This window comes from Allobosea sp. LjRoot9, assembly GCF_964252745.1.
GTDB lineage: Bacteria > Pseudomonadota > Alphaproteobacteria > Rhizobiales > Beijerinckiaceae > Allobosea.
This window is the reverse complement of the sequence record NZ_CAXUPC020000004.1, coordinates 483,008-503,319: the sequence shown is the minus strand read 5'-3', so window position 1 is coordinate 503,319 and position 20,312 is coordinate 483,008. Positions and strand designations below refer to the sequence as shown.

General features: G+C 64.6%; 23 protein-coding genes and 1 pseudogene. 14 read left to right on the top strand and 10 right to left on the bottom strand.

Annotation, left to right across the window (positions count from 1 at the left end; genetic code table 11):
• Positions 1–52 precede the first annotated feature (52 nt).
• From ACSQ3P_RS19700 to ACSQ3P_RS19675, 6 genes are all read left to right on the top strand, one after another.
• A complete protein-coding gene (locus tag ACSQ3P_RS19700; RefSeq protein ID WP_436167174.1) occupies positions 53–940 on the top strand; it encodes an ABC transporter ATP-binding protein in 888 nt (295 codons plus the stop codon).
• Positions 941–943: 3 nt separating this feature from the next.
• Positions 944–1,699 carry an ABC transporter permease gene (locus ACSQ3P_RS19695; RefSeq protein ID WP_436167173.1) on the top strand — a complete coding sequence of 252 codons (756 nt, stop codon included), beginning with the start codon at positions 944–946 and terminating at the stop codon, positions 1,697–1,699.
• A gap of 46 nt (positions 1,700–1,745) precedes the next feature.
• Positions 1,746–2,738, top strand: coding sequence for a LysR family transcriptional regulator (locus ACSQ3P_RS19690; protein WP_436167172.1), 993 nt, complete (start codon positions 1,746–1,748; stop codon positions 2,736–2,738).
• Between the two features lie 89 nt (positions 2,739–2,827).
• On the top strand, positions 2,828–3,853 hold the full coding sequence (locus tag ACSQ3P_RS19685) for an ABC transporter substrate-binding protein (protein ID WP_436167171.1): 1,026 nt from the start codon (positions 2,828–2,830) through the stop codon (positions 3,851–3,853).
• Between the two features lie 89 nt (positions 3,854–3,942).
• Entirely contained in the window at positions 3,943–4,908 is a 966-nt protein-coding gene (locus ACSQ3P_RS19680) for an ABC transporter substrate-binding protein (RefSeq protein ID WP_436167170.1), read from the top strand.
• A 126-nt stretch (positions 4,909–5,034) separates the two neighbouring features.
• Positions 5,035–5,841 (top strand): ABC transporter permease, encoded by an 807-nt coding sequence (locus tag ACSQ3P_RS19675; RefSeq protein WP_436167169.1) that lies wholly within the window; start codon positions 5,035–5,037, stop codon positions 5,839–5,841.
• Between the two features lie 82 nt (positions 5,842–5,923).
• On the opposite strand, the pseudogene ACSQ3P_RS19670 reads toward ACSQ3P_RS19675, so the two are convergent.
• Positions 5,924–6,090: pseudogene (locus tag ACSQ3P_RS19670) on the bottom strand (IS5/IS1182 family transposase); the annotation flags it as partial.
• Positions 6,091–6,356: 266 nt separating this feature from the next.
• On the opposite strand from ACSQ3P_RS19670, the gene ACSQ3P_RS19665 reads away from it, so the two are divergent.
• The 3 genes from ACSQ3P_RS19665 (at position 6,357) to ACSQ3P_RS19655 (ending at position 8,489) form a co-directional block, all read left to right on the top strand.
• The gene (locus ACSQ3P_RS19665) at positions 6,357–6,707 is read left to right on the top strand and encodes a c-type cytochrome (protein ID WP_436167168.1); all 351 of its coding nucleotides are present in this window, start codon (positions 6,357–6,359) and stop codon (positions 6,705–6,707) included.
• 19 nt (positions 6,708–6,726) lie between these two features.
• Complete coding sequence (locus ACSQ3P_RS19660) at positions 6,727–8,004, top strand: FCSD flavin-binding domain-containing protein (RefSeq protein WP_436167167.1); 1,278 nt, start codon at positions 6,727–6,729, stop codon at positions 8,002–8,004.
• Positions 8,005–8,105: 101 nt separating this feature from the next.
• Complete coding sequence (locus ACSQ3P_RS19655; RefSeq protein ID WP_436167196.1) at positions 8,106–8,489, top strand: c-type cytochrome; 384 nt, start codon at positions 8,106–8,108, stop codon at positions 8,487–8,489.
• Between the two features lie 57 nt (positions 8,490–8,546).
• Here ACSQ3P_RS19655 and soxA read toward each other — a convergent pair whose 3' ends face one another.
• The 6 genes from soxA to ACSQ3P_RS19625 all read right to left on the bottom strand — a co-directional run bounded on the left by soxA (position 8,547) and on the right by ACSQ3P_RS19625 (position 13,343).
• Positions 8,547–9,305, bottom strand: coding sequence for a sulfur oxidation c-type cytochrome SoxA (gene soxA / locus ACSQ3P_RS19650; RefSeq protein WP_436167166.1), 759 nt, complete (start codon positions 9,303–9,305; stop codon positions 8,547–8,549).
• Between the two features lie 14 nt (positions 9,306–9,319).
• A complete protein-coding gene (locus ACSQ3P_RS19645; protein ID WP_436167165.1) occupies positions 9,320–9,643 on the bottom strand; it encodes a thiosulfate oxidation carrier complex protein SoxZ in 324 nt (107 codons plus the stop codon).
• A 10-nt stretch (positions 9,644–9,653) separates the two neighbouring features.
• Positions 9,654–10,148, bottom strand: a complete 495-nt coding sequence (locus tag ACSQ3P_RS19640; RefSeq protein ID WP_436167164.1) for a thiosulfate oxidation carrier protein SoxY — start codon at positions 10,146–10,148, stop codon at positions 9,654–9,656.
• Positions 10,111–10,557 carry a sulfur oxidation c-type cytochrome SoxX gene (gene soxX, locus ACSQ3P_RS19635; protein WP_436167163.1) on the bottom strand — a complete coding sequence of 149 codons (447 nt, stop codon included), beginning with the start codon at positions 10,555–10,557 and terminating at the stop codon, positions 10,111–10,113. Before soxX ends, ACSQ3P_RS19640 begins: the two co-directional genes overlap by 38 nt.
• Positions 10,558–10,567: 10 nt before the next feature.
• Positions 10,568–12,778, bottom strand: a complete 2,211-nt coding sequence (locus ACSQ3P_RS19630; protein ID WP_436167162.1) for a molybdopterin cofactor-binding domain-containing protein — start codon at positions 12,776–12,778, stop codon at positions 10,568–10,570.
• A 97-nt stretch (positions 12,779–12,875) separates the two neighbouring features.
• Positions 12,876–13,343 (bottom strand): (2Fe-2S)-binding protein, encoded by a 468-nt coding sequence (locus tag ACSQ3P_RS19625; protein WP_436167161.1) that lies wholly within the window; start codon positions 13,341–13,343, stop codon positions 12,876–12,878.
• 707 nt (positions 13,344–14,050) lie between these two features.
• Between ACSQ3P_RS19625 and ACSQ3P_RS19620 the strand changes: the two genes are divergently transcribed.
• Positions 14,051–14,653 (top strand): HutD/Ves family protein, encoded by a 603-nt coding sequence (locus ACSQ3P_RS19620; RefSeq protein WP_436167160.1) that lies wholly within the window; start codon positions 14,051–14,053, stop codon positions 14,651–14,653.
• Positions 14,654–14,660: 7 nt separating this feature from the next.
• Here ACSQ3P_RS19620 and ACSQ3P_RS19615 read toward each other — a convergent pair whose 3' ends face one another.
• The 3 genes from ACSQ3P_RS19615 to ACSQ3P_RS19605 all read right to left on the bottom strand — a co-directional run bounded on the left by ACSQ3P_RS19615 (position 14,661) and on the right by ACSQ3P_RS19605 (position 16,969).
• On the bottom strand, positions 14,661–14,843 hold the full coding sequence (locus ACSQ3P_RS19615) for a hypothetical protein (RefSeq protein WP_436167159.1): 183 nt from the start codon (positions 14,841–14,843) through the stop codon (positions 14,661–14,663).
• Positions 14,844–14,906: 63 nt separating this feature from the next.
• A complete protein-coding gene (locus ACSQ3P_RS19610) occupies positions 14,907–16,256 on the bottom strand; it encodes a sensor histidine kinase (protein ID WP_436167158.1) in 1,350 nt (449 codons plus the stop codon).
• Positions 16,253–16,969: a response regulator gene (locus tag ACSQ3P_RS19605; protein WP_069688646.1), complete on the bottom strand. Its 717-nt coding sequence runs from the start codon at positions 16,967–16,969 to the stop codon at positions 16,253–16,255. Before ACSQ3P_RS19605 ends, ACSQ3P_RS19610 begins: the two co-directional genes overlap by 4 nt.
• A 149-nt stretch (positions 16,970–17,118) precedes the next feature.
• Between ACSQ3P_RS19605 and ACSQ3P_RS19600 the strand changes: the two genes are divergently transcribed.
• The 4 genes from ACSQ3P_RS19600 to ACSQ3P_RS19585 all read left to right on the top strand — a co-directional run bounded on the left by ACSQ3P_RS19600 (position 17,119) and on the right by ACSQ3P_RS19585 (position 20,310).
• Positions 17,119–17,460, top strand: coding sequence for a hypothetical protein (locus ACSQ3P_RS19600; RefSeq protein ID WP_436167157.1), 342 nt, complete (start codon positions 17,119–17,121; stop codon positions 17,458–17,460).
• Positions 17,457–18,227, top strand: coding sequence for an SGNH/GDSL hydrolase family protein (locus tag ACSQ3P_RS19595; protein ID WP_436167156.1), 771 nt, complete (start codon positions 17,457–17,459; stop codon positions 18,225–18,227). Before ACSQ3P_RS19600 ends, ACSQ3P_RS19595 begins: the two co-directional genes overlap by 4 nt.
• Before the next feature lie 195 nt (positions 18,228–18,422).
• Positions 18,423–19,430 carry an LLM class flavin-dependent oxidoreductase gene (locus tag ACSQ3P_RS19590; RefSeq protein WP_310159959.1) on the top strand — a complete coding sequence of 336 codons (1,008 nt, stop codon included), beginning with the start codon at positions 18,423–18,425 and terminating at the stop codon, positions 19,428–19,430.
• A gap of 73 nt (positions 19,431–19,503) precedes the next feature.
• Complete coding sequence (locus ACSQ3P_RS19585) at positions 19,504–20,310, top strand: transglutaminase-like domain-containing protein (protein WP_436167155.1); 807 nt, start codon at positions 19,504–19,506, stop codon at positions 20,308–20,310.
• Positions 20,311–20,312 lie beyond the last annotated feature (2 nt).

Sequence of the window (20,312 nt, the reverse complement as noted above, 5' to 3'; positions counted from 1 at the left end):
TCGCGCGATCACGCGTGGCCTCTAGCCGTGTCTCGGCGGTGCGCAGGTTCTGATGACCGTCGATAAGCCAGAGGACGAAAGCAATATGGCCGCTGCAACCGCTAAACTGCGCCTGGCTGCATCCGCCGCCAGCGAGTCTGATCTCGTTGTCGACAACGTCTCCATGCATTTCGATACGCGCGAGGGCAGGGTCACGGCCGTCGACGGAATGTCGTTTTCCGTCGAGCGCGGCGAGTTCGTCTCGATCATCGGGCCATCTGGTTGCGGCAAGTCGACGGTGTTCAATATTCTCGGCGGCCTGGTCGGGGGCTATGAAGGGAAAGTCAGCGTCGGCGGAGAGACGATTACTGGCCCTCATCCATCGATCGGCATGGTTTTCCAGGAGGAGTCGACATTCCCGTGGCGCACGGTCATCGACAATGTCGCGTTTCCGCTCGAGGTGAAAGGCGTCGCCAAGGCCGAGCGTTATGACATCGCATACAAGTTCATCGATATGGTGGGCTTGGCCGGCTTCGAGCAGCGCTATCCTGCGGAACTCTCCGGCGGCATGCGCCAGCGCGTTGCCATCGCGCGCACGCTGGTGTTCGAGCCGAAGATCCTGTTGATGGATGAGCCGTTCGCCGCCTTGGATGAGCAGACGCGCGTTCTCCTTGGCGACAAGGTTTTGGCCATTCAACAAGAGCTGAAACAAACCACGCTTCTTATCACACACAATATCACTGAAGCGGTTCAGCTCTCTGACCGGGTCGTGATCATGACCTTCCGGCCGGGAAAGGTGAAGCGCATCGTCAATATTCGCTTGCCACGTCCGCGCCAGGGCGACGTTGTCGGCAGCGATGCTTTCGGTCGCTATGTCGCAGAGATCTGGAACGATTTGCGAGAGGAGGCCTCGCGCGGGATGGCCGAATCCGAGGCCGGTGCTCGAAAAGGCCGGAGCTAAGGCATGAAAGGCTTCAATATCCCGCCGCTATTGATCGGATTGGCGACCGTCGCGCTATGCCTTGGCGTTGTCGAAGTGCTTCTGCTGATCGGCTTGCTGAACCAGTTCGTCATCCCGCAGCCATCGGCTGTGTTCACGAGTTTCGGCAGGCTCTTCGAGGAAGAGCATCTGTTCGACCGGCTCATGCTGACGGGAGCCGAAGCTCTCGCGGCAAGCTTTCTCGTTTCCATCTGCGGCATAGCCATCGGGGTGGCGCTCTACAAGTTTCGAATTCTGCGCCTTGCGATCGAGCCTTGGATTGCGGCCGCCGCAGCAGCGCCGATCGTGTTGGCCTATCCGCTCTTCCTTGTCGTGTTCGGGCGCAGTGCCGCGACAATCGTCGCTATGGGTTTCGCTGCGGGGCTTGGTCCTGTGATCTTGAAGACCCTCGAAGGCCTCAACGGCGTTAAAAAGAGCCTGATCAACGTTGGTCTCAGCTATAATCTCACCGAAGCTCAGCTCTTCTGGAAAATTCTGCTTCCCGCGGCGGTCCCAACTATCTTCGTCGGCGTCCGCTTGGGCCTGATCTTCGCGTTGATCAACCTGATTGGCGTCGAGTTCCTGATCAATTTCGGCGGGCTTGGGCAGCTCATCAACGACCTCGCCGAGCGCTACGACCTGCCCGGCATGTTCGCGACCATCATTTTCGTGGTGCTCGTCAGCGTGGGGATCTTCGTGGTGCTCGAGCGAATGGAGCGATGGTTCCGTCCGGCTCGATAGATCGCGATGAAGTATCCCTTTTGTCGTACGATTCGATATCTAAACCTTGCTGTGTGCCCGGCGGCACAGCATTATCGCACTCAATGAAAAAGGCGCCCGGGAGGCTGCGATCAATCTCCGGCAACTTCGCTATTTCGCCAAGATCGCCGAAGTCGGCAATATCACCCGGGCGGCGGAACAGCTAAACGTCGCGCAGCCCGCTCTCGGTCTCCAGATCCGTCAGCTCGAACAGGAGCTCGGCACGGAATTGCTTCTGCGCCACTCCCGTGGCGTCGTGCTGACGACGGCTGGTCGCCTCTTGCTGGATCGGGCGCACCGTATCCTGCAGGATGTCGAGGATACGAAGCGTGACATCCGGGCGATGTCCGGGTCCGATCAAGAGATCCTGTCTCTGGGTCTTACACCCAGCATCATGCTCCAGATCGGTCCTGACCTGCTGCTCGACGCGAAGACCTTCATACCGAGCGTCTCACTCAGCCTTGTCGAGGAGCTGAGCAATGGTCTCGTCCTGGCGCTTGAGCGGGGCGAGGTGCATGCCGCTTTTGCGTATGGCGTCGACGAACCGCGCCCAGGCATAGATCGGCAGGCGCTCTTCGAGGAAGAGCTGCTTTTCGTCAGGCCAGTGGCGGAAGAAGAGCTCCCAGCCACGATCACCTTGGCGGAGGCTCTCAGCCACGATCTCGTGCAGGCAGGCGAGCGGGATATGGTTCAAAAGCTTTTGAAAACCGCGGCGGAGAAGTTTTCGATGCCATTGCGCGTTGTTTATGAAGCGCAGTCGATCCCTGCCATGCGAACGCTGGTCGTTCGTGGTGCTGCCGCGAGTTTTATGCCGTACGGCACGGCAATTGAAGCGCTTCAAGCCGGGGAGTTGGTCTCTCAGAGGATCTCGGATTTGCCGCTGAAGCGCACCCTCTATCTCATAAAGCCAAGCAATTTTCCTGCGTTTAGGCAGCAGGATGCGATCGACCGGTTTCTCGCTACGGTGACAGAGCGCCTCCTTGAATCGCTGGGGTCACTCGCGCACCGCATCGGCTCATGAGCGCGTCGCCATACAGCTCCTGTCTCACTCTCATTTCGTGGAAGTCTTTGTCCTAGCAGTCAGAGGGCGTCATCATTCCGGAAAATCGCATGGCGCTCATCGTCGCCAGCCGGGAGGATCGATTGTCCAATCTGCGCCTTTCCATCGCCATCGGCGACTATGATCGCAATCGACCGCTCATCGACGGTACCGTCCAGATCGACGGCGTTGATCCGGTCTTCATGAAGCTTGTCCCGGAAGAGATTTTCTTCCGGGCCTTCCGTCATGCCGAATTCGACGTCTGCGAAGCGTCACTGTCGAGCTTCACCGTCAAGACGGCGCAAGGCACGAACCCCTATGTCGGCGTTCCAGCGTTCTTGTCGCGCGCTTTCCGGCACACCGGCATCTTCATCCGCAACGACCGCGGTATCGCACGGCCGGAGGATTTGAAGGGCAAGCGCATCGGCTGCCCCGAGTACCAGCTCACGGCCTGCGTCTGGATCCGTGCGATGCTCGAGGACGATTACGGCGTGAAGCCCTCAGACGTGACCTGGGTGCGGGGCGGCATCGAGCAAGCTGGACGCGCCGAGAAGATCAGCGTGGCGCTCCCGGCGGAGATTCGCGTGGAGCAGGCGCCAGCCGATCGCTCACTCAATCAGATGCTGGCCGATGGCGACATCGATGGCTTTATCGGGCCCCGCTCCCCGTCCTCGTTCGACGCCGGGCACCCAAAAGTCGCGAGACTGTTCCCGGAGCCCACAGCCGCTGCATCGGACTACTATCAGCGCACCAAAATTTTCCCGATCATGCACGTGCTCGGTGTTCGTCAGTCCATTGTCGAACAGCAGCCTTGGCTGCCGGCGGCTTTGCTGAAGGCATTTGAGCAGTCGAAGGCGTTGGCTCTCGCCAAGCTCGGCGATACCTCGGCGACCAAGGTTACGCTTCCCTTCATAGAAGAGCAGCTTCAAGCGGCTCGCGCGTTGATGGGCTCCGACTTCTGGTCTTATGGCGTGGGGCCCAATCGGCATGTGCTCGACGCGTTCTTGAAGGCTCACCACCGCCAGGGCCTGTCCTCGCGGCAGCTCAAGGTCGAGGAGCTGTTCCACTCGTCGACACTGGAGGCGTTCAAGATTTAGCTTCCAGAGAAAGACATGGAGTCGCCGGAAGAAGCGAGCCAGCCGCCACAATAAGAACCCGCCTGAACGGCGCGCTACGGGAGGACACGATGACAAAATCGAGGACTATTGGATTGGCCTTGGTGGCAGTGGGCCTCGCCCTGACCCTGGCGCAGGCAGCGCTGGCGCAAGACAAGCTCAAGCTGGCCGTCGGGCAGCGAGGAAACTGGGATACGTCGGTAGCGGAAATCGGCACCCGTCTTGGCATCTTCAAGAAGCACAATCTCGAACTCGAGATGCTCTACACCCAGGGCGGCGGCGAGACGCAACAGGCCGTCCTCTCCAATAGCGTCGACATCGGCGTTGCCGGCGGCATCATGGGCGCGATGTCGGCGTTCTCGAAAGGCGCGCCCGTTCGCATCATGGGCGCGGAGACGACCGGCGGTCAGGACCTCTTCTGGTACGTGAAGGCGGAATCGCCGATTAAAGCGCTGAAGGATTTTGACGGCAAAACGGTGGCATATTCGACGAACGGCTCCTCGACCCATGGCGTTGTCAACGCCTTCGTCAAGGAGAACGGCTTGAAGGCGAAGCTCACTGCGACCGGAGGCCCGGCGCAAACATTGACGCAGGTGATGTCCGGTCAGATCGATGTAGGCTGGGCCGCGCCGCCATTCGGGCTTGATCAACTCGATCGCAATGAGATTCGCATCATCGCCACGGGCAATGACACGCAGGCGTTCAAGAGTCAGACCGTTCGCCTCTTGATCACGAACACCAGCGTTCTTCAGAACAAGAAGCCTCTGATCGAGCGCTTCATGCAGGCATACCGCGAAACCGTCGATGCGATGTATTCCAGCGACGAGGCGATCAAAGCCTATGCGTCATTCGTCGGGATTTCCGAGAGAATCGCGAGGCGGACACGGGACGACTTCTTCCCGAAGGCAGCACTGGATCCAGATAAGGTTGTCGGCTTGGAGACGATCGTCCCGGACGCCGTGACCTTGAAATATACCGCGCAGCCTCTGACCAAAGAACAGCTCGCTGAACTGATCCAGATCCCGCCGCGCAAATGAGCGCGATAAGCTGAACCGGTTTCGTTGGTGTCTTAACCCATCGACGCGCGATTGATCGACGGGTCGGATGGAAGCGGTTCGCAATTCCATCCGAAGGCATCCGTGCCGAGCAGGAGTGTTGTTTCGATGACGACGACCGCCGTAGCGGGTCGGGCGCGAGTTCGCCCTGCCAAGAAGGATGAAGATCGCGCTGTGCTACTGACGCGGCTCGGGATCATTGCAGCAATCCTGCTGTGCTGGGAACTGCTGGCCCGCTCGGGGCTGCTCTACCGGGACGTCGTTCCATCCCTTGTGCTGATTGTCGGCGAACTCGGCCACCTTCTGGTCGACCGGACTTTCTATGCCAATCTCGGCGTTACGGCCGGCGAAGTGCTCCTGGCAATCGCGATCGGCGGCGGGGCGGGCATCGGCGTCGGGATCATTCTGGGCCGCAACAAGTTCCTGCAACGCGCCTATGAGCCGCTGCTGCACTATCTCGGGCCGACGCCGAAGATCATTTTCTTCCCGATCATGATCATGTGGTTCGGAGTGGGGCCCGGCTCGAAGGTCGCGATGGGAGCGCTGTCGTCGTTTTTCCCGGTGGCCATCAGCATCGCTGCGGCGATGCGCGAGATCGACACCGTGCTGATCCGGGTCGGCTTGAGCTTCCGCCTGAACAACGCCCAGATGATCCGCAAGATCTACCTGCCGGCGATGCGGGCACCCGTCATCAATGGGATCCGGATCGGGCTCGGGGTCGCTATCATCGGCACGCTGCTCGCCGAGACCAAACTCGCCAATCAGGGTCTGGGCTATGCGGTGATCCAGACTTACGCGACCTTCAATATGCCTCGCATGTATGCCCTGTTAACGGTCGTCTTTCTACTCGCCGTCGGTGTCAACACGGTCCTGGGTCGCTATACGGAATTGCGCGCCACCCGCGCTTTCCGATAGACGATAGGCTTCAGAGCATGGCGGGCTCAGGATTTCGGCCGGATGCTCCGCCAGAGCAGTCTACGTCCTAGGCCCGAAACCGGCGCCGCACCCGCTGGTAAACGATCTCGCACGGTGGCAGGTCGTTCGGCATCCAGCGCCCGGGAGCGCTCGTCTTCGCCACATAGCACAGGCTGTTGATCACCTCGTGTAGCGAAGGGCTCCGCTGCGCGTGTTCTCCGGCAACAACGCCGGACACGGCGCGACCAGAGCCCATTCTTCATCCGAAACATCAGACGGATATGATTGGCGACGGCTTCATCGCACGAACCTCGGAAAACGGCCTCCAGGGTCGTCCTGTATTGCAAAGGACTGCGCCGCCGACCCTGCTCGAGACGGTCTGACACGATCGTGAAAGGCGAGACCTTCGAACTCTTCCAAAAAAGTGATTATCACCATTATCCCGCCTTGCGGGTTTGTTGCTCTCAAGCTGCGGCTGTGGGGCGGCAGACTGAAGACTGTGACAGGAGTCTCGCTTGGGTCGGGACGGGATAAAGCTGCGTCATGCGCAAAGCCCTACGGGTTTCGCCCTGCTGGGAGCCCTCGGCCTGCTTTTCGCAGTGGCGCCGGTCCAGGCGGCCGGGGATCGAGCATTGGGCGAATACCTCGCCTCTGAATGCACCTCGTGCCACCAGCTCTCGGGCCGCAGTCCCGGCGGCATTCCGCCGATCGTCGGCTGGCCGGAGGAGCAGTTCGTCGCCGTGCTCAACTCCTATGCTCGCAAGGAGCGGGACAACCAGACGATGCAGGCCATTGCAGCGCGCCTGAGCCGCGACGACGTGACAGCGCTTGCTACCTATTTCGCCTCGCTGACGCCCAAGCCCTGACCCTGCGGAGGATGCGCTGATGAAACTCACGCGACGTCATGTAACTGCCGGCCCGTTCGCGCTGCTGGCCGCGAGCTCGATCGGAGCACCCGCAGTCCTTGGTCAGGCCAAGGCGCGCGTCGTCGTTGTCGGTGGCGGTCCGGGAGGCGCCACGGCGGCAAAATACCTCGCCAGGGACAGCAACGGCGCGATCGCGGTGACGTTGGTCGAGGAGAACGAGACCTACCAGACCTGTTTCCACTCCAACCTCTATATCGGCGGTTTCAAGAGCTATGACGCGATCGTTCATCGCTACGACGCGTTGGCCTCGGCCTATGGCATCGCGCTCGCCCGCAGCCGCGCCATGCAGATCGACCGGAACCGCAAGGAGGTGGTGCTCGCCGATGGCCGGCAGCTTGCCTACGACCGGCTGGTGCTCTCGCCCGGTATCGACCTGAAATACGATTCCGTGCCCGGCTGGTCGAAGGCGGCCGAGGAGGTCATGCCACATGGCTGGAAGCCCGGCCGGCAGACGCAGTTGATCCGCGAGAGGCTCGACGCTGTACCCGACGGCGGCACCATCGTGATGATCGCACCGCCGAACCCTTATCGTTGCCCGCCCGGCCCCTATGAGCGCGCCTCGATGTTCGCGCATGTGCTGATGGGGACAGGCCGCAGCAAGGCCCGTATCGTCATCCTCGATCCCAAGGAGAGCTTCTCCAAGCAGGGCGTCTTCATGCCCGACTGGGAGAAACGCTATGGCGCAATGATCGAGTGGCTCGGGCCCAAGGTGCATGACGGCATCAAATCGGTCGACCCGAAGACCGGAACCGTCGTCACCGGCTTCGAGACCTACGAGAACTGCGCCTTCGTCAACGTCATTCCGGCCCAGATGGCCGGCGCGATCGCGCGCGATGCCGGGCTCGCCCCGGCTGGCGGCTATTGCGCCATCGATCCCGCGACGATGAAGTCCGTGGCGGACAGCGACATCGTCGTGCTCGGCGATGCCTGCAATGCCGGCGACATGCCGAAATCGGCCTTCTCCGCCAACAACCAGGCCAAGGTTGCGGCGATGATCCTGCGCGGCGAACTCGTTGGCGCCCCGACCTTTCCGGCGCGCTATCTCAACACCTGCTGGAGCCTCGTCGACACCGACGACGCCATCAAGGTCGGGGGCCGCTACGAGCCCAAGGACGGCCGCATCGCCGCGGTCGAGACCTTCATCTCGCAGCCGGGCGAAAGTACCGAGATCCGCCGGCAGACCCAGGCCGAGAACATCGCCTGGTACGACGCCATCTGCGCGGACATGTTCACGTGACGGCCGCCCTGCGAGGCCGGGCCCCCGCATTCAAAGCCGATCGACTGCCACGTCGCTTTTTGCGGCTCCATACCGCCGACAAGGAACAGATAATGAAAGCCATGCTTGCCAACGCCTCGATCCTTGCCGCAGCGCTGCTGCTCGTGACCTCCGCCCATGCCCAGGACGTCTCTGCCGGTGAGCGCTCGTTCAACAAGTGTCGCGCCTGCCACCAGCTCGGCGAAACCGCGAAGAACACGATCGGCCCGGTGCTGAATGGGTTGTTCGGCCGGCCTTCCGGCTCGGTCGAGGGCTACAGCTATTCCCCGGCCAATAAGGCGGCCGGCCTGACCTGGGACGATGCGGTCTTCGCCGACTACATCAAGGACCCGAAGGCGAAGATGCCCGGCACCAAGATGATCTTCGCCGGCATCAAGAACGAGCAGGAGATCAAGGACCTCGCCGCCTATCTCAAGCAGTTCGACAAGGACGGCAAGAAGCTCTGAGCTTCGGCTCATGCTCGCAATGACGGAAGACCAGATCGATTGTGGGTGGGATGGTCTTTAGCGCCGCATGCCCGGCGTCTCCACGGGCAGGCCCTTGGCCCGTCCGGCCAGGTAAAGCTCCAGCGCAAGGTATTCCGGCGAACCGTAGTCGAACTGCGTCGCGCGGACGCCGAGCGAGCAGGCGCGCAGGCGCCGGTGCAGCGAGCCGACATCGTTCCATTCGAGGCGATAGGCCGGGTAGCCCGTGCCCGCGCCATGGCTGACGGTGTCGCCGCGCAGCTTCTGGCCGACAAGGCCGTCATGGCATTGCTGGCAGGACAGGTTGAGCTGGCCCTGCCGGCGCTCGAAGAAAGCCTTGCCCGCCTCGTAATAGGGCTTGGCCGCGCCATCGGTCTTCACCTCGACCGGCAGGCCGCGTGAAAGCGAGCCGAGATAGGCGGTCATCGCCAGAAGTTCGGGGCTCTCGTAGCCGAAGGCCGGCTGCCCCTGCCGCTCGACGCGGCATTGCTCGATCCGGCCTTCGAGGTTGAGCAGCTTGGCCGTCGCCGCATCGACCTGCGGATAATGCGTCGCGGCGCCGCGCAGGCTCTGCTGCGGGTTGGCATGGCAGGAGACGCAGGCCTGGCCGTCGGGCGTCGGCTTGCGGCTGAACAGCTCGCGGCCCTGCTCGACCCAGAAGAAGGCCGGATTGCGGGTCTCGTCCGCCTGCTGCCGGCGCATGTCGGGCGAGAGGAACTCCGTGCCGGACTTGATCTCCGACAGGGCCGGGACGGCGGCAAACGCGGCCAGCACGAGCGTTACGGCTCCTTGGGTCAACCGTCGTCGCCCACTCACGTCACGGTCAGCTTTGCGGTTCGCGTGTAGGTCGCGCCGCCGTCCTCGCGCCATTCGAAGACGATGTCGCCGGTCGCGACCGCCCGTGTCGTGAAGGAGACGAAGGGATTGGCGGCGACGCCCGTATGCATGTCGAACCGGAAGATCGGCTCGCCGGCATAGGTCGCGGTCAGGCGGTTCAGGATCTTGCGCGGCACCGTGCCGCCCCGGCCGTCGGACTGGCCGCCGCGATCCATCGGATGGCGTGTCAGCACCCTGATCTCGACGATCTCGCCGACGCTGGCCGTGGGGGGCAAGGTGATGCGGGCGTTGAAGGTCATCTTGCTCTCCTCAGCCGCCGTCGATGCAGGCGCTCAGCGTCACGACGATGTCGGCATCCGCCAGGACGAAGCCGCCGCCGCTTAGTGCCGCGACCGCCGTGACCTTCTGCGATTGCGCGAGCCGCAAGGTGGTCGCGACCTCGGCGCGGCCGGCGCGAGGTCCGAGATGGAACCGCGCCATGTCGGGAAACGGGTTCTTTTCGGCGATCAGGTGGATCCAGCGGACATGCTCGGCGTCCGTCATCGGGCTTTCGACCACGATCCGCGTATCGACCGAATTGCCGTTCTCGACCAGAGCGGGGATGTCGAGCGTGATGCGGCCACGCTCGGGCACGATGCCCTCGGTGACGCGCGCGATCAGTTGCGCGAGCTCGGGCGAGATTTCCGCGGCCGCGCGGCCCGGCAAGGCCGCGAGCAGGAGGCCGGCCGCCGCGCCCGCGACGACACGGCGGCGGTCGAGGCCGGACTCAGAACGTCTTGAGCGAGGCGAGATAGCTGACGACATCCTCGATCTCCTGGGCCGAGAGGGCCGGCTTGCCCCGGTATTGCTGGGCGACATCATGCAGATTTTCCGTCCTGAAATAGGGCGGCATCACGGTCTGCGGGTTGAGCGTCGAGGCATCGACCAGCCGCAGACGAATCTGGCCCGCGTCGAGGCGCGCGCCCACACCGGCCAGCGGCGGGCCGATCGTACCCTGGAAGGGCTCGGAGGCGTCCGTGCCCTGGTGGCAGATCAGGCAGTTGCCGCGTTCGCGATCGCGCACCAGCGCCGCGCCGCGCGTCGCGTTCCCGGTAAGGCCGCCAAGCGGATGCGGGATCGCGTCGCCGACGACCGTATAAGGCTCGAGTGCCGCCACCGGCGTCACGCCGCCGGCGCCCAGAATGGCCCCGACAAGCGCCATGCGCCACAGCATTTCGGCTGCCTCACGCCTTCTTGAGATCGGCGTTCTTCAACGGCAGGTTACGGATGCGCTTGCCGGTGGCGGCGAAGATCGCGTTCAGCACGGCCGGCGCCGCAACCGCGATCGTCGGTTCGCCGACACCGCCCCAGAAGCCGCCGGACGGCACGATCACGGTCTCGACCGCCGGCATCGCCTCCAGCCGCATCACCTCATAGGTGTCGAAGTTCTCCTGCTCGACACGGCCGTCCTTGATGGTGATCTCGCCATAGAGCGAGGCCGACAGGCCATAGACGAAGGAGCCCTCGACCTGGCGCTCGATCTGCGCCGGGTTGACCGCATGGCCGGGGTCGGTCGCGGCGACGATGCGGTGGATCTTGAGCTGGCCAGCCGGGCTGACCGAAACCTCGGCGACCGCCGCGACATAGGAGCCGAAGCCCATGGTCTGGCAGATGCCGCGGAAGACGCCATCCGGCAAGGGCTTGCCCCAGCCGGCCTTCTCCGCGACGGCATTGAGCACCGCGAGGTGCTTGGGGTGGTTCTTCATCAGGCCGCGGCGGAACTCCAACGGGTCCTTGCCGACCGAATGGGCGAGCTCGTCCATGAAGGATTCGAGGTAGATCGTGTTCTGGTTCAGGTTGACGCCGCGCCAGAAGCCCGGCGGCACATGCGGATTGCGCATGGCGTGGTCGATCAGCAGGTTGGGCACGCCATAGCCGATCGAGGCCTCGGGACCGGGCGCGTTCAAGCCCTGGAAGACCGCCGGATCGCGGCCGTTCTGGATCGTCCCGGGAAACAGCCCGGCTACGATCGACTGGCCGGAGATGCGCATGTGCAATCCGGTCAGGTTGTTGTCCTTGTCGAAGGCTCCGACCATCTTGCACTGCGTGACCGGGTGGTAGCGGCCATGCGTCATATCCTCCTCGCGCGACCAGATCAGCTTTACCGGCGTGCCAGGAATCTGCTTGGCGATGGCCACGACCTGACGGACCCAGTCCTGCGAAGCTCCGCGCCGGCCAAAGCCGCCGCCCAGGTCGATCTTGTAGGCCTCGCATTTCGCCAATGGCAGGCCGGCGGCCTCCGCCGTGGCCGCCAGCGCTGCCTCGCCGTTCTGCGTCGGCGTCCAGACCTCACATTTCTCCGGCGTCCAGAGCGCCGTGGCGTTCATCGTCTCCATGGTGGCGTGGTTCTGGTAGGGGTAGCTGTAGACCGCCTCGACCGTCTTGGCGGCGGCTGCGATCGCAGCCTTCGCGTCGCCGTTCTGGTTGCCGACCACGGCGGTCGGCGCGTCGAGCCCTTCCTTGAGCCAAGCGGCGATGCTCGCGCTGGAGACCTTGGCGTTCTCGCCCTCGTCCCAGACGATCGGCAGCGCGTCGAGCGCCGACTTGGCCTGCCACCATGTGTCGGCCACGACGGAGACGGCGCTGTCGCCGACGGGGAGCACATGCCGGACACCGGGCATGGCCTTGATCGCAGCCGCGTCGAAACTCTTCACCTTGCCACCGAAGACCGGGCAGTCCTTGATCGCGGCGTTGAGCATGCCCGGCATCTTCAGATCCATGCCGTAGATCTTCTTGCCGTTGGTCTTGTCGACGGTGTCGAGCCGGGGCAACGGTTTGCCGGCTATGATCCAGTCCTTGGGATCCTTCAACGCGACGTCCTTGGGCGCTTCGAGCTTGGCGGCCGCTGCCGCCACCTGACCGTAGCGGATCGACTTGCCCGAGGCCTTGTGCGTGATCACGCTCTTTTCGGCACTACATTCGCCGGCCGGCACCTTCCACTCATTGGCGGCGGCTTGGATCAGCATCATGCGCGCCGCGGCGCCGCCCTTGCGGACATATTCGTTGGATTCGCGGATGCCGCGGCTGCCGCCGGTCGAGAAATTGCCCCAGACCCGGTTGCGCGCCACGCTCTGACCGGGTGTCGGATATTCGGTCGTGACCTTCGTCCAGTCGCAGTTCAGTTCCTCGGCGACGAGCTGGGCGAGCCCGGTCAGCGTGCCCTGGCCCATCTCCGACCGGACGATGCGGATCACCACCTTGTCATCGGGATGGATCACGACCCAGGCGTTGATCTCAGGCGTAGCGCCTTGCGCCTGAGCCTCGCTCCCGAACGGGATCGCGAAGCCGAAGCTGAAGGCGCCGGCCGCGGCGGCCGAGCCCGCGAGCAGGCCGCGACGGGACAGGCCAGTCTTCGACGAAGGGGTCTTGGAAGAAGCGGTTGAGGCGGATGTCATGTCGTCCTCCGAATCTGCATGGGCGCGAGGGATGCGGCAGCCCTTGGTGACCTGCCGCGTTCGACCCCGCGCTGGGGAATACGAAATTGGCGAAGGCTCAGCCGCGGCCGAGCGTGCCGCCGGCGACGACGTCGAGGATCGCGGTCTTGACCCGCGCATAGGTGCCGCAGCGGCAGATATTGGTGATCTCGCTGGCGATGTCGGCTTCGGTCGCCTTGGGGTTGGCCTGCAGCAGGGCTGCTGTCGCCATGATCATGCCGCTCTGGCAGAAGCCGCATTGCGGCACGTCGTGCTTGATCCAGGCCTGCTGGACCGGATGCGTGCCATCGGGCGAGAGGCCCTCGATCGTGACGATCTTCTGTTCCGCCGTCACCGCGCTGATTGGCATCGAGCAGCTGCGTGTCGCGACGCCATCGATATGGACGGTGCAGGCGCCGCATTGGGCGACGCCGCAGCCATATTTCGTGCCGGTCAGGCCGATCTGCTCGCGGATGACCCAGAGCAGCGGCGTATCGCCGGCCGCTTCGACATCGAGCATCTTGCCGTTCACATTAAGCTTCGCCACCGTAAACCTCCCGGTTTCGATCAAGAAGGACGGCGAGAGGGCCAACGCGCCTCGCCGCAAGGCCGGCACGCCGCGCGGCGTGCCGGTCAGAGTTGAATTGGAACTGATTGAAACTCAGTTGTGCCGATGAGCCAATGCCCGATGATCGGCTGATCACGCCGCGTGATGGGCCGCCGGGGACGAGGTTTCCTAGGCCAGAACAGCCGATTTGGCCGCCCAGCCGCTGTGTTCGAGCGCAGCGGTCCCCGATCATAGCGAGACGAGATGCAGGAAGGCTATCACGGCAACGTGATAAAACCTTGGCCGGAGCGACCCTTTCGGCTGCTTTTTGATGGCCGATGCCTTCGCTTGCCGGATCCTCTGCAACATTGCAGACAATCTCTCACGGCATCTCGACGAAGGCACCTCAATGAGGGCTTTGGTTTAACAGCCCTGGTTCCACTGCTGTGAGGGTTTCGGATGCCGGTCGGGACGCGCGGGTTCGGACGGGGCCGAAGGTCGGCTTTCGAAAACCTCCGGCGGAGGAAACCACGGCACCAGGGCCGTGCTACGGGAGGGCGCTTTCGGGCTAGCAGCCGATGACCGGATCCACGGTCCCCGCACAGGCTCCTTGCGCATCGCGCTGAGTTGGCTGCGGCCTATGAATCTGGTGCATTCTTGAGCGAAGTGGACACCAGTTCGCTCGAAAATGCTCTAAGGGTTGCACGATGAGCGATGCGAGCTTCACCCCGCTTCCGGCCGAGAGCTTCCGGCGCACGCCCTGGAAGAATGGCGGCGGTGTCACCATCGACATCGCCGACGCCTATCGCGAGGGTGCCGCGCCGGGCAGCTGGGAGGGCATGATCTGGCGCTTCGGCCGCACCGGCATCGTCGCGCCCGGGCCGTTCTCCGATCTCACCGGCTATGAGCGCCTGCAACTCGTCATCGCCGGGAGCGGCCTCGTCCTCGAAACCCCGGCAGGCGAGATCGACCTGCGCAGACCATTCCAGCCCGTCCGCTACGATGGCGGCACACCGATCGTCAGCCGCCTCGAGAACGGCCCGGTCGAAGTGGTGAACCTGATCGCCGACAGGGCGCTCTGCGAGATCGACCTCATCGTTGCAACGACGGGTCAGAACGCCGTGCTAAGCGCGGGAAACCATGTCATCTACGCGCCGGAAAATGCCTTCACGGGCTCCTGCGACGGAAAGCCTGTCCGGATCGAGCCAGGGCACGCAATCCTGATCGAAGCCAGGATTGCCGTATCGCTCAAGGCCGCGACAGGGCTCGCCGTCGTTGCGACCATCGCCCTACGATCTCCCGCGGCCTGACGACGCCTCAATGCGCGCGCTTCTTCGCGCCAGGCTTGGTCGCGGTCTGCGACGCGACGGGATCGCTCGCCGGGAATGTCCCCTTCAGCGCCTCGTGCAGCTCGGCATCCCGGCCCTTGCCGCGACTGGCCTGCCGCTGCTCCTGCTGTTCCTTGCGCAGGCTTTCCTTGGCCCGATTGACAGTCGCCATGTGAAATCTCCTCTTCTGAGGAGTGAACGCGCGGAACCTATGCACGTTCCGCGGCAGGCCGGCTCACCAGTGCCGTGGCCAGGCGATCCGCGCCACGAGCCCGCCGCCCGGCCGCTCGGACAGCGTCAGCCCACCGCGATGCGCCTCGGCGATGGCGCGCACGATGGCGAGCCCCAGACCGAAACCGCTGCTCTCGCGCAGGGTGCGGGCGAGATCGGCCCGGTAGAACGGCTCGAACACCTTCTCGCGATGCTCCGGGGCAATGCCCGGCCCATCATCCTCGACCACGATGGCGATAGTCTCGGCCTCACCATCCTCGAGCCGCACCACCGCCTTGCCGCCGAACTTGATCGCATTGTCGACGAGGTTGGTGACGGCGCGCGTCATCTGGTCGGCATCACACAAGGCCGAGGCGCGGATCGGCCCTTCATAGACGACGATATGCCCGAGATCGGCAAAATCATCGCAAACCGTCTGAAGCAAGGCCGGAACATCGGTCGCGACCATGCTGCCCGAGGCGCGTCCCTCGCGCAGATAGGACAAGGCCCCGCTAACCATACGCTCCATCAACGCCAGATCGGCAAGGATGGCGCGGCGCTTGCCGTCATCGCCGATCTCCTCGGCGCGCAAGCGCAGCCGCGTGATTGGCGTGCGCAGATCATGGCTGACGGCTGCCAGCATCCGCGTCCGCTCATCGACGAGCCGTCGGATACGCGCCGCCATCGCCCCGAAGGCGGCGGCGAGCCGCTTGACCTCGACAGGGCCATGCTCGAGCGAGACCGCCTCATCGCGATCGGGATCAAAGCGGTCGGCGGCCGTCGCCAATTGCGACAGCGGCGACACCACCGCCCGCGTCGCCCAGAGCGACAAAAGCCCGATCAGCATGGCAAGCGAAGCCAGCGTCGTGATCAGGTAAAAAATGAAGGCCGTGCCGCGCGGTGGCGGCGTCATGGCGGGCGGCTCGACCATCAACCCGGTTCCGTCGGTAAAGCGCAAGGCTGCGGCGGGCGGCAGCTCCCGCCTGGACTGCGCATCGGTCTCAAGCAGTTGCGCCTGCCCGAGGCCGGAAAGGTCCTGTTCGAGCAGCTCCAGCAAGGCCTCGTCATGCCTGTTCGGGTTGCGCAGGGGCGTGCCCTGCCCCGGCTTCAGCCGCGACAGTCGCGGATTTGCCCTGGTGGCGGCCTCGATGATGGCGGCCTTCAATTCCGGCGTCGTCGCCGCATTGTGCAATTGAGCCAGCGACACCAGCTCGGTCACATAGGAGAAGCGCGGAACCCGACGCAGCTCCGCGGGCAGAAGCGTCAGCAGCACGGCCACCGTGACGAGATTGGCGAGGATCAGCGAACCGACGACGATGACCGCGATCTGCGCGGCGGCCCGGGCCGGCAGTAGGCGCAGCAGGAAACGCTTCATCCCGCCTCGATCTCCGGCGAGAACATGTAACCGCCCGACCGGATGGTCTGGATCATCTCCGGTTCGCGCGGATTGCTCTCCATCTTCTGTCTGAGGCGGCTGACGAGCACGTCGATCGAGCGCTCGAACGGCGCAGCCGCGCGGCCTTGCGTGAGGTCGAGCAGCTGGTCGCGCGACAGCACCCGGCGCGGCCGCTCGCAGAAGGCGAGCAGCAGATCAAGCTCTGCTCCGGTCAGCGCCACGCGCTCCCCGGCGGGGTTGAACAGCCGCCGGACCGCCTTGTCGAGCTTCCAGCCGGCAAAGCTGAGGAAGACGCTCTCGCCGATCTCGGGTTGCCCCTGGGCAGAGGCCCGCCTGAGCACGGCGCGGATGCGGGCGAGCAATTCGCGCGGGTTGAACGGCTTCACGAGATAGTCGTCGGCCCCCATTTCGAGGCCGAGGATGCGGTCGATCTCCTCGGCCTTGGCCGTGAGCATGATGATCGGCATCGCGCCGTCCGACCGCAGCCGCCGGCACAGGCTCAGCCCGTCTTCGCCCGGGAGCATCAGGTCGAGCACGATCAGGTCGAAACGGCCGTCGCGTAGTGCGACATCCATCTCGCGCCCGTTCGCCACGGTCTTGACGCGGAAGTCATTGTTACGAAGGAAGCGCGAGACGAGCGTCGCGATCTCGCGGTCGTCCTCGACGATCAGGATATGTGCGGTTCGGTTCATCGGGCGGCCTTAAACCCAGCACGCGGCGCGGTCGCGACGGAATTGTTTCCAATTGTTTCTATACGAGCTCTTGGAAAAGCACCGATACCAGATACCCGAATCCCGGACGTCATTTCGCAAAATACAGCGCCGACACTCCGGCGCGAATGATGACCTCGACCCAAATCATATCAAATCCTGTCGGCGCTGACATCCTCCCCGGCAAGGTCCTGCCCGGCAAGATCCTGCCCGGCAAGATCCTGCCCGGCAAGCCGCATCAATGGCTTTGGCACGCCGCCATCCAGCTGCTGCTGCTCGCCGGCGTCTCGCTCTGGCTGACGATGCTGCCAGCCCTCATGGCCTATGACGGCTTGTCCTCGGGCGAGAACGGCTGCGGTCGGCGCGGCTTTCGCGATCCAGTGACCGGCCGACCGGTGCGGCTCTCCTCCGCACCGGCGGGGCCGGCCGATGCCGATGGCTGCCCGCTGCCGCCACGGGGACGCGCCCGATGATCCTTCGCCGCCTGTTGGACGGCGCCTTGCGTTCGCCACCCGTGCTCGAACGTCTCGGCAAGATCGTGCTGCGCCATCCCGTCACATTGGCGCTCATCGTCCTGCCCCTCGCCTTGCTGCTCGGCTCGCTCGCGGGCTACGGGTTCGGTCGTGCCGGCTCAGCGCCGCCCTATCGCGCCACCCGGCTTCAGGCCGTCACTGCCGATCTCGGCCGGATCGAGGGCGATTACCTGCTGGCCGCCGGCGATTCCCATATCGAGCGCTGGCCCACGCGCACGCTGTGCGGCCTGCCGCTCGTCAATGCCGGGGTTTCCGGAGCGACCGCCGGCGCCTATGCCGATTTCCTTGCGGGACTGCCGCTGCCGCATCCGCCGCGCGCCGTGATCCTGACCATCGGCACCAATGACGCCAACGCCAAGCGTTTCAGCAATGAATACGAGGCGGCGATGCGTTTCGAGGCGAGCTTCGAGCCGCTGCTCGGGACCTTGCAACGCGCATCCCACATCGTGCTCGTCACCGGCGTCCCGCCCATCGACACAGCCAGGGCCGAGGGCTTCTCGGCGGAGGCGGCCGAGCGCATCGGGTCGCTGGCGGAAAGCACCTGCAAGGCGACGAGCGGTTGCCTGGTCGCCAACCCCTTCACACCCGGCCTGCCCATGGTCGACGGCGTTCACTACAGGGATTACGCCGCCGTCTATCGCCGGATCGGCCCTGCGCTCTGCGCCGCGCTCGAACGGGAGCATGCCGTCGCAGCCAGCTCGAGATGAGCCGAGGCGGCGGGATCACAAAGACGGCGCGGTCGGCCACCGCGCCATGAAGCTGACGCAGACGCGTCATGACACGCAACGTCACGCATTGGATTGCCTGGCCGCCACACCCATCTGCATGGTCCTTTCAGGATTCGCGCCTCGGCCTGCGGCACAGCCATGGTTTCCCGCCGACGCGCCAGAGCAGAGGCCGCCATGGTCGCCATTTCCGTTCTCGACCTCGTTCCCGTCATCGAAGGCCAGGAGCCGGGTGACGCGCTCCGGAACTCGATCGAGCTCATCCGCCATGCCGAAGCCCTGGGCTATCGGCGCTACTGGGTCGCCGAGCACCACAACATGACCGGCATCGCCAGCGCTGCGACCGCCGTGGTGATCGGCGCGCTCGCCGGAGCGACCAGCACGATCCGCGTCGGGGCCGGTGGCGTGATGCTGCCCAACCACGCCCCGCTGGTCATCGCCGAACAGTTCGGCACGCTGGAAGCGCTCTTTCCCGGCCGCATCGATCTCGGCCTCGGCCGCGCGCCGGGGACCGATCAGCGTACATTGCGTGCGCTGCGGCGCGACCCGATGGCCTCGGACCAGTTTCCGCAGGATGTGCTCGAGGTGCAGGCCTTTTTCGAGCCGGCCGGGCCGAACCAGGCGGTCCAGGCCGTGCCGGGCGCGGGCCTGCGCGTGCCGCTCTGGATCCTCGGATCGAGCCTGTTCGGCGCGCAGCTCGCAGCAGAACTCGGCCTGCCCTACGCCTTCGCCTCGCATTTCGCTCCGGATGCGCTGATCCAGGCCCTGGCGATCTATCGCGAACGCTTCAAGCCGTCGGAGCAGGCGGCAAAGCCCTATGCCATGCCCGGCATCAACGTCGTCGCCGCCGAGACCGACGCCGAGGCGCGCTATCTCGCGACCTCCCTGCAGCAGCGCTTCGTCGGCATGGTCCGCGGCGCGCGCGGCAAGCTCCAGCCGCCGATCGCCGATATCGAGCAATACTGGTCGCCGGCCGAGAAGGCGCATGTCTCGCAGATGCTGCGCTACGCCTTCATCGGCTCGCCCGAGACGATCAAGCGGGAGCTCGGCGCCTTCATCGCAGCGACATCCGCCGATGAGATCATGGTCACCGCGCCGATTCACGACCAAGCGGCGCGCAAGCGGTCCTACGAGATCCTGGCGCAGATCGCGCCAGAGATCGGTCTGGCACGCTCGGCAGCCTGACGCCGCATCGGAACTTCAATCCCGGGGCGGCGTTTGACCGTCGCGTTCTCACACGCATGTCCCGGGGAATTTCATGAAGCTCTCGATCGCGGCGACGCTGACCTATGGTTTTGGCGGCGCGACACAAATCATCGCCGCGCTCGAAGCCGCCCGCTCGCCCGACCAGGTGATCCTTTCGGAAGAGCTCAGCGTCACGCCGGGAGCCGCATTGATCCGCGACGAGGACCCCACGACCGGCGAGAGGCGCTTTCGCGGGGCGCTCTCCGGCCAGGTCGAGATCCGGTACAACGCCATCGTCGATAACGGCTTGCGGGCGCCGCTCGCATCCAGTGCCCGCCAGCACGACTGGTCGGAACTGCCCCGCGACGTGTTGCCTTACCTGCTGCCCAGCCGCTTTTGCCCCTCCGACGAATTCATGCGCTTCGCCCAGCGCGAGTTCCGCATGGTCCAGGGTGGTGGTGCGCGCGTTCTCAGCGTCCTCGACTGGCTGCATACCCATCTCGACTATGTCCATGGCGTCAGCCACGCACTGACCACCGCCGAGCAGACCTTCATCGACCGGGCCGGCGTCTGCCGCGACTTCACCCATCTCGGCATCGCTTTGACGCGGGCCCTGAACATCCCGGCGCGCGCGGTCAGCGCCTATGCGCTCGACCTCGATCCACCGGATTTCCACGCCGTCTACGAGGTGTTTCTCGGCGGGCGCTGGTGGCTTGTCGACCCGACCCGGCTTGCTCCCGTCGAAGGGCTGGTCAGGATCGCGAGCGGGCGCGACGCCGCCGACATCGCTTTCCTGACCAGCGAGTACAACTGCCAATGCCTGAACCAGAGCATCACGGTGGTGCGCCTGCTGGACGAGGCCGACCAGCAGGCTGCATGACG